A 6,633-nucleotide genomic window follows, 5' to 3' on the forward strand; every position below is an offset into this window, starting at 1 on the left:
CGCTAGCGGGTGGCGGCGCACTCCGGGAGCAGCTCCGCCATCCGCTCATCGCTCAGCCGGGACAGTGCGGTGAGCAGGGTAGTGATCCGCTCGCGCTCCGCCTTGGTGAACCGGCTGGAGTCCAGGATGTCGCTCACCCACAGCCCGTCCATGGCCAGCCGGATAACGACGCCGATGATTCCGGCCGGCTCCCGCGGGCTCAGGTTTGCCGCATCCAGGCGGCGGTTCAGGTACAGCAGCGACTCTGCCAGGTTGGGCCGGCTGATGGCTGTTTCCAGGAGTGCGGCCTGGTCCATGGAGCTGTTGGCACGGACGTCGGAGAAGGCCTTGATGTAGGCCCGTTCCTGGGCTCCCACCGGATCCGGGTCCGCATCGGCCAGGTCTCCCAGCCGGTGAACCAGCTGCACGATCATGTCCTCGACGTCCTGCTCAATCTCGGTAATGGACGCTCCAGCGGCGAACATTGCGCTCTCTTTTCTTTTTCCTGCTGCTTGTGTCTTCCGGCGGGGAATCCGCCGGGATGAACCGGCTAGTCTAGCCCGTTTCCCGGAGTTTCTCAGCTTGGCGGCTGTTCCGGGATAGGGTGTGCGCATGCCAGTAGAGGTCCGACCCGCCACGGTGTTCGAAGATACCGCCGCCGTCCTGGGGCCCAAGCACCCCGATTCCAATGCCTGCTGGTGCCTGAGCTACCGTCTGCTGTCCTCAAAGGAGAACCAGGAACTGCAGCGAACCGCACGGGGAGAGAAGATGCGGGGACTGCTGGGCGAAGAGCCGCCTCCCGGCGTCCTGGCGTACGACGACGGCGTCCCGGCCGGGTGGGCGGCGATCCATCCGCGGGCGGATACCTCGTTTGCGAAGACCCGGAAGATACCCACCCTCGATGACCTGCCGGTGTGGTCGCTGTGGTGTGTCCGGGTCCGTCCCGGCCACCGGGGCAAGGGAATCTCCCATGCTTTGGTTTCCGGCGCCGTCGGCTTCGCGCGCACACACGGCGCACCCGCCGTCGAGGCTTACCCGGTGGATAACCAGGGCGAGAAAGTGGACCTGACCATGGCGTACGTCGGCACCCGCAGCCTCTTCGAAGCCGCGGGCTTCACCAAGGCTGCGGATACCGGGTCTGTGCTCAACGGGTTTCCGCGGGTTCTGATGCGGCTGGCCCTGTAGATTTCGCTGCCGGGTGGCATTTTTTCTGCCGGCTGGAACCGGCAGCAAAAAATAGAACCGGCCGATTCATCGCACGCTGCCCGCGGCGTAGACTCGCAGGCACCGCCGGCGAGAGGAAACCCCGTGACCGATCCGCATGAACCCGCCTGGTGGACCCGCGCCGTCGTCTATCAGATCTATCCGCGCAGCTTCGCGGACGGAACCGGGAACGGGATCGGTGACCTCAAAGGCATCCTCGCGCACCTGGACTATCTGCAGGATTTGGGGGTCGACGTCGTCTGGCTCTCCCCCGTGCATGAGTCGCCGCAGCGGGACAACGGCTATGACATTTCGAACTACCGGCGCATCGACCGGCTGTTCGGCACCGAAGAGGACTTCGACGAACTGCTCGGCCAGATGCACCTCCGGGGCATGAAACTCGTGATGGATCTGGTGGTCAACCACACCTCCAGCGAGCACCCCGTTTTCAAGGAGGCCCGGAAGTCACGGGACAATCCGTACCGGGACTACTTCTGGTGGCGCGACGCGCGGCCCGGCTTTGAACCGGGGGAACCAGGTGCGGAGCCAAACAACTGGGGTTCGCACTTCGGCGGACCGGCCTGGACGTATGAACCGGAGACCGGCCAGTACTACCTGCATCTGTTCACCCCGCACCAGCCGGACCTGAACTGGGAGAACCCCAAAGTCCGGCATGACGTCTACGAAACGATGCGCTGGTGGCTGGACCGCGGCGTGGACGGCTTCCGTATGGACGTCATCAACTTCATCTCCAAGGACCTTGCGCTGCCGGATGGACTGGTGGGACCGGGCAGCGTCTGGGGCGACGGGTCTCCGCATTTCACCAACGGGCCGCGGATTCACGAGTTCCTCCAGGAAATGCGCCGCGAGGTCTTTTCGGGGCGTGACGGCGACATCCTCACCGTGGGCGAGACCCCCGGCGCCACGGTGGACCAGGCCCTGCTGTACACTGACCCCTACCGGGCCGAGCTGGACATGGTATTCCAGTTTGAGCATGTGAGCCTGGACCAGGCCGGCGGGCGGAAGTGGGATTACCGGCCCCTGAGTCTCCCGGACCTGAAAACGTCCTGGAACCGCTGGCAGCGCGGCCTTGCAGACCGCGGCTGGAACAGCCTCTACCTCAGCAACCACGACCAGCCCCGGCACCTCTCCCGCTTCGGGGACGACGGCGCGTTCCGCTACGAATCAGCCACCCTGTGGGCCACCCTGCTGCACCTGCAGCGCGGCACCCCGTACGTGTACCAGGGGGAGGAAATCGGCATGACCAACGCCGGCTTCACCTCGATTGACCAGTACCGGGACGTTGAATCGCTGAACTTCTACGCTGAATCCACTGCCCAGGGCACACCACCGGAGGAGGCACTCGAGGCCCTGCGTGCCATGAGCCGGGACAATCCCCGCACCCCGATGCAGTGGACCGACGGACTAAATGCCGGGTTCTCTGAGGGCCGGCCATGGATCGATGTCAATCCGAACCACAAACAGATCAACACCGAAGCCGACCGCGCTGCGGAGAAATCCGTCTTCCGGTACTACCAGGAACTGATCCGGCTGCGGCACACCCATGAGGTGGTGGCCCTCGGTGACTTCCACCTGGAGGTACCCGAACACCCGCAGCTGTTCGCCTACCGGCGCAGCCTCGGGCAGACGGTCTGGCTGATCCTCGCCAACGCATCCGGGGAAGTCCTGGAGGTTCCGCTGGGGCTCGCCGCGGACGGGCCGCTGATTCTTGGCAACTATGCCGGGGCATCGGACGCCGGAGAACTGCGCCCCTGGGAGGCCCGGGTGGTGGATGTTTCGGCAACGCAGAGCTGGGTTGGCTAGGCTCGAACAACAGCCACAGTGAAAGGAAGCTGCATGCCGAACCCAACTGTTCCCACCGTCACGCTGCGCAACGGACTCGAGCTGCCCGCAATTGGAATGGGCACCTGGCCCATGGACGACGCCCAGGCGGCCGACGCCGTCACCACCGCGGTGGAGGAGGGTTACCGGCTGTTCGACACGGCAGAGAACTACGGCAACGAAGCCGGCGTGGGTGAAGGCATCCGGCGCAGCGGAATCGCCCGCAGCGAGGTGGTCATCACCAGCAAGTTCAACAAGCGCTGGCACAGCCGCGACGGTGTCCGCCGCGCCTTCGCCGCGTCGGCGGAAAAACTGGGCACCGAGTACATCGATCTGCTGCTGGTCCACTGGCCCAACCCGGACCAGGACCAGTACGTGGAGGCCGTCCTGGGCCTGGCCGACCTGCTGGAAGAAGGCCTGATCCGCGGGATCGGTGTCTCCAACTTCAAGCCGGCCCACCTGCAGCGGCTGGCTGAAGCCGGAGTCATTCCGGACCTGAACCAGATCCAGGTGGATCCCCGGCACATCCGTGAAGCGTCCAGCCAGGCAAACAACAGGCTCGGCATCGTCACCGAGTCGTGGAGCCCGCTCGGACGGGACGGCGGATTGCTGGAGGACACCGTAGTCACCGCCCTGGCCGCGAAGTACGGCAAAACCCCCGGACAGATTGTGCTGCGCTGGCACGTCCAGCAGGGCCTGGTTCCCATTCCGAAGGCCTCCTCCCGGAAGCACCTGGCGGAAAATCTTGCGATCTTCGATTTCGCTCTGGAAGAAGCGGAGATTGCGGACCTTTCCGGGCTGGACACCGGAGAGGCCGGCATTCTGGACTCAGACAGCTTCGGCCACTGATCCCGCCGCCCGCCGCCGCACTTTCCGGCGGCGGGCGGATAGGTTAGCGTCGGGTCATGTCTCGCAGCCCCCTCATCCGTGCCCTGACCGCCCGCGCTCCCCGGACCGGCCGCCCGCGCCGGGCCGCCGCCGTCGTGCTGGGTCTGTTCCTGGCATTCGCCGGAACCAGCCACCTCACCTTTGCCCGGGACGAGTTCCAGGCCCAGGTACCCAATTGGGTTCCGCTGGACAAGGACCTGGTTGTGCTGCTGTCCGGCGTCGCGGAGATCGGACTGGGCTCCGCCCTGGCCCTGCTGCCCAGCCGACGCGTCCCCGTGGGCCTGGCGGCGGCTGCTTTCTTTATCGCGATCTTTCCGGGCAACATCTCCCAGTACGTCACACAGACGGACGGCTTTGGCCTGGATACCGATCAGAAGCGGTTCATCCGCCTGTTTTTCCAGCCGCTGCTGGTGATCTGGGCCCTGTGGTCCACCGGTGCCTGGCAGGCACTGAACGCCGCAGTCCGGCGCCGGAACGCGAACAGCTAGGCAGGGACAACCCCGAGCAGGGTGAGCGGGAGCTCTCGGAACAGTGCGTTCTCCCGGCGGAAGACGAAATGCCCGCCGGTCTCCCGGCACTCCGCCTCGCTGACCCGGATTTCGTATAGTCCGTACCCACGGCGGGCGAGCTGCGCCAGGTCTTCGGGACTGAACCAGGACTGCAGCTGGGCCACCTCGCTGCAGGCACTGAACCATCCGCCGGCCAACCCCGGATCGAACGGCATCGGCAGGTCACGGCATTGTCCGTGGTCGAGCGTTTTTACGTACTCGGTGAACCTTCCATCGCCGTCGTACCAGAGTCCGGCCATACTCTGCTGATTCTCGATCCGGAACAGCGTCCGCTGCGGTTCGCCCGCGCTTTTCGTCTTCATATATCCCCCAGTGAGCAAACTAGATTCTGCCGGCACGCCCTGGATCCGCCGGTCAGTGCAGGAGCTTAGCCCAGTTGGAACAGGGAAGTTTGACACACGCCACAGAGGCTCGTGGGCAACACCACGGAATCCAATGCCGTATTTGTGAGCCGCGTTATGCAAGCAGGCTTCGAAGTTTCCTAACCTTTTTAAGTGGGCAGAGAGCGGCTGGAACTGCTGGCCGCCCTGCAACCCATGACCAAGGAAAGGAGGACCCATGTTCCAGACTCGGTCCACTCGTGGAACCACTAACCGGACGACAGCCCTCCTCGCGGGCATCGCCATCGCGTCCGCCCTCGTGGCAGGCGGCGTCTCCGCAGCAGAGATGAGCCTTGATACGGCTCCCAGCCTGGGCGCAGCCAACCAAACGGCCCCCGCGGCGTAAGCCCCGAAAGACTTGCCGCCGGGCAGCCCAAGACGGCTTCCGGCAGGCCTTGAAATGTGAGGCCCGCAGTTAGACCATCGGGGCATGGCCCTGAAGTTAAGCCCCGCCTGGTTTGAGCTGCTTCCGCAGCTGCGGTACGAACCCACGCCCAAGCGGGTCCGGGCGCAAATAGGCAACAGCATGGCCCTCGATACAACGAGGGCCATGCTTGTTTATGAGCCCGGCCGGGTTACGCCGATCTTCGCTGTGCCGCCGGAAGACCTGGCGGCGGAGCTCGTGCCCGCGGCTCCTGCTGCCGGCCGCCCGGATCCCGCCCCGGTGATGGATCCCCGCTTCCCTTTCACCGTCCACACCACACCCGGCACCGAATACGACGTCGTCATAGGCTCTACCACTCTCTCCGGTGCCGCTTTCCGTCCGGATGACCCGGACCTGCGCGGCCACGTCCTGCTGGACTTCAATACCTTCGACGGGTGGTTCGAAGAGGACGAACCGATAAAGGGACATCCCCGGGATCCGTTCCACCGTGTTGATGTCCGGGAATCCTCCAGAACCTCGCGGGTGGAACTGAACGGGCAGGTCCTCGCAGAGACCAGCCATCCGCTGTTCGTCTACGAAACCCTGGTGCCGGTCCGGACCTACTATCCGCGCGAAGACGTGGACTGGAGTATTCTGCGACGCAGTCCTGCCGAGACTATCTGCCCCTACAAGGGCACCGCCGCGTACTGGTCCGTGGACGGCGAACCCGAGGCCGGCGATCTCGCCTGGTCCTACGAGTCCACCCTGCCCGACTCGGTCCAGCTGCAGGATTTGGTCTCCTTCTACGACGAACGGACGGATGTTTACGTCGACGGGGAAAAACGCGACGTCGCCTCGCTCTACCGGTTTTGAATCCTGCCGCAGGCCAGGCCGCCCGCGGTACGGGCAAAAATACGTGCGGACCTGTTGGGACTGCGGATGCGGTGGAAGAATCGCCAGCACGGCAGGGCACAGCGGTACCGAAGCAGGAGCTGAGAGACATGGCTGATTCCAAGAGCGCCGGACCTGACTACGGCAACGTCCCCGTCATCGCTTCCGGCATCATCGCCGGATTTGTGGCGGTAACGACGGCGGTGGTCTCCACCGGTGGCGCCGAGAACGAACTGCGCTGGGAGCTGGGGCTGGCGGCCGGGTGCATCACGTTCATCGTGTGCCTGCTGACCTTCCTGCTGATGATCATTGCGGGTAAACCCAACCCGGACTCGATGGGACACGGTTCCGGCGTCAACCGCCGGTTCGGCGCGGTTCCGGGCTCCGAGGACAAAGACCCCGAGGAACCCGGAAAAGACTAATAGGTTTGGGCGGGCGGTTGTCGCGCCGCCCAAAACGTTTTTTTGCCGGTTAGCGGGAGTTTACGGCATGTAGCTCCTGCAGCCGCGGGGCCGGA

At 64.8% G+C, this 6,633-nt stretch carries 9 protein-coding genes; 7 read left to right on the forward strand and 2 right to left on the reverse strand.

Annotated elements, in window-relative coordinates; translation table 11 throughout:
* Positions 1-2: 2 nt before the first annotated feature.
* Positions 3-464: a TetR family transcriptional regulator gene (locus ACWGQ2_RS15490; protein ID WP_452018818.1), complete on the reverse strand. Its 462-nt coding sequence runs from the start codon at positions 462-464 to the stop codon at positions 3-5.
* 127 nt (positions 465-591) lie between these two features.
* Here ACWGQ2_RS15490 and ACWGQ2_RS15495 point away from each other — a divergent pair, with 127 nt between their 5' ends.
* From ACWGQ2_RS15495 to ACWGQ2_RS15510, 4 genes are all read left to right on the forward strand, one after another.
* On the forward strand, positions 592-1,164 hold the full coding sequence (locus ACWGQ2_RS15495; RefSeq protein WP_452018820.1) for a GNAT family N-acetyltransferase: 573 nt from the start codon (positions 592-594) through the stop codon (positions 1,162-1,164).
* A gap of 123 nt (positions 1,165-1,287) precedes the next feature.
* On the forward strand, positions 1,288-3,006 hold the full coding sequence (locus tag ACWGQ2_RS15500; protein WP_452018822.1) for an alpha-glucosidase: 1,719 nt from the start codon (positions 1,288-1,290) through the stop codon (positions 3,004-3,006).
* 33 nt (positions 3,007-3,039) lie between these two features.
* Complete coding sequence (locus tag ACWGQ2_RS15505) at positions 3,040-3,873, forward strand: aldo/keto reductase (RefSeq protein ID WP_452018824.1); 834 nt, start codon at positions 3,040-3,042, stop codon at positions 3,871-3,873.
* A gap of 56 nt (positions 3,874-3,929) precedes the next feature.
* Positions 3,930-4,400 carry a DoxX family protein gene (locus ACWGQ2_RS15510; RefSeq protein ID WP_452018826.1) on the forward strand — a complete coding sequence of 157 codons (471 nt, stop codon included), beginning with the start codon at positions 3,930-3,932 and terminating at the stop codon, positions 4,398-4,400.
* Here the strand turns inward: ACWGQ2_RS15510 and ACWGQ2_RS15515 are convergent.
* The gene (locus tag ACWGQ2_RS15515; RefSeq protein WP_452018828.1) at positions 4,397-4,783 is read right to left on the reverse strand and encodes a hypothetical protein; all 387 of its coding nucleotides are present in this window, start codon (positions 4,781-4,783) and stop codon (positions 4,397-4,399) included. The genes ACWGQ2_RS15510 and ACWGQ2_RS15515 overlap by 4 nt on opposite strands.
* Before the next feature lie 256 nt (positions 4,784-5,039).
* Here ACWGQ2_RS15515 and ACWGQ2_RS15520 point away from each other — a divergent pair, with 256 nt between their 5' ends.
* From ACWGQ2_RS15520 to ACWGQ2_RS15530, 3 genes are all read left to right on the forward strand, one after another.
* Complete coding sequence (locus ACWGQ2_RS15520) at positions 5,040-5,207, forward strand: hypothetical protein (protein WP_452018830.1); 168 nt, start codon at positions 5,040-5,042, stop codon at positions 5,205-5,207.
* An 84-nt stretch (positions 5,208-5,291) separates the two neighbouring features.
* Positions 5,292-6,098, forward strand: a complete 807-nt coding sequence (locus ACWGQ2_RS15525; protein ID WP_452018832.1) for a DUF427 domain-containing protein — start codon at positions 5,292-5,294, stop codon at positions 6,096-6,098.
* A 128-nt stretch (positions 6,099-6,226) separates the two neighbouring features.
* A complete protein-coding gene (locus ACWGQ2_RS15530) occupies positions 6,227-6,538 on the forward strand; it encodes a hypothetical protein (protein WP_452018834.1) in 312 nt (103 codons plus the stop codon).
* Positions 6,539-6,633 lie beyond the last annotated feature (95 nt).

The sequence above is a fragment of the Arthrobacter sp. NPDC055585 genome, assembly GCF_053619115.1.

Coding starts and splice junctions, on each gene's coding strand:
- ACWGQ2_RS15490 (WP_452018818.1), bottom strand. CDS start 464: ATGTTCGCCGCTGGAGCGTCCATTACCGAGATTGAGCAGGACGTCGAG.
- ACWGQ2_RS15495 (WP_452018820.1), top strand. CDS start 592: ATGCCAGTAGAGGTCCGACCCGCCACGGTGTTCGAAGATACCGCCGCC.
- ACWGQ2_RS15505 (WP_452018824.1), top strand. CDS start 3,040: ATGCCGAACCCAACTGTTCCCACCGTCACGCTGCGCAACGGACTCGAG.
- ACWGQ2_RS15510 (WP_452018826.1), top strand. CDS start 3,930: ATGTCTCGCAGCCCCCTCATCCGTGCCCTGACCGCCCGCGCTCCCCGG.
- ACWGQ2_RS15515 (WP_452018828.1), bottom strand. CDS start 4,783: ATGAAGACGAAAAGCGCGGGCGAACCGCAGCGGACGCTGTTCCGGATC.
- ACWGQ2_RS15520 (WP_452018830.1), top strand. CDS start 5,040: ATGTTCCAGACTCGGTCCACTCGTGGAACCACTAACCGGACGACAGCC.
- ACWGQ2_RS15525 (WP_452018832.1), top strand. CDS start 5,292: ATGGCCCTGAAGTTAAGCCCCGCCTGGTTTGAGCTGCTTCCGCAGCTG.
- ACWGQ2_RS15530 (WP_452018834.1), top strand. CDS start 6,227: ATGGCTGATTCCAAGAGCGCCGGACCTGACTACGGCAACGTCCCCGTC.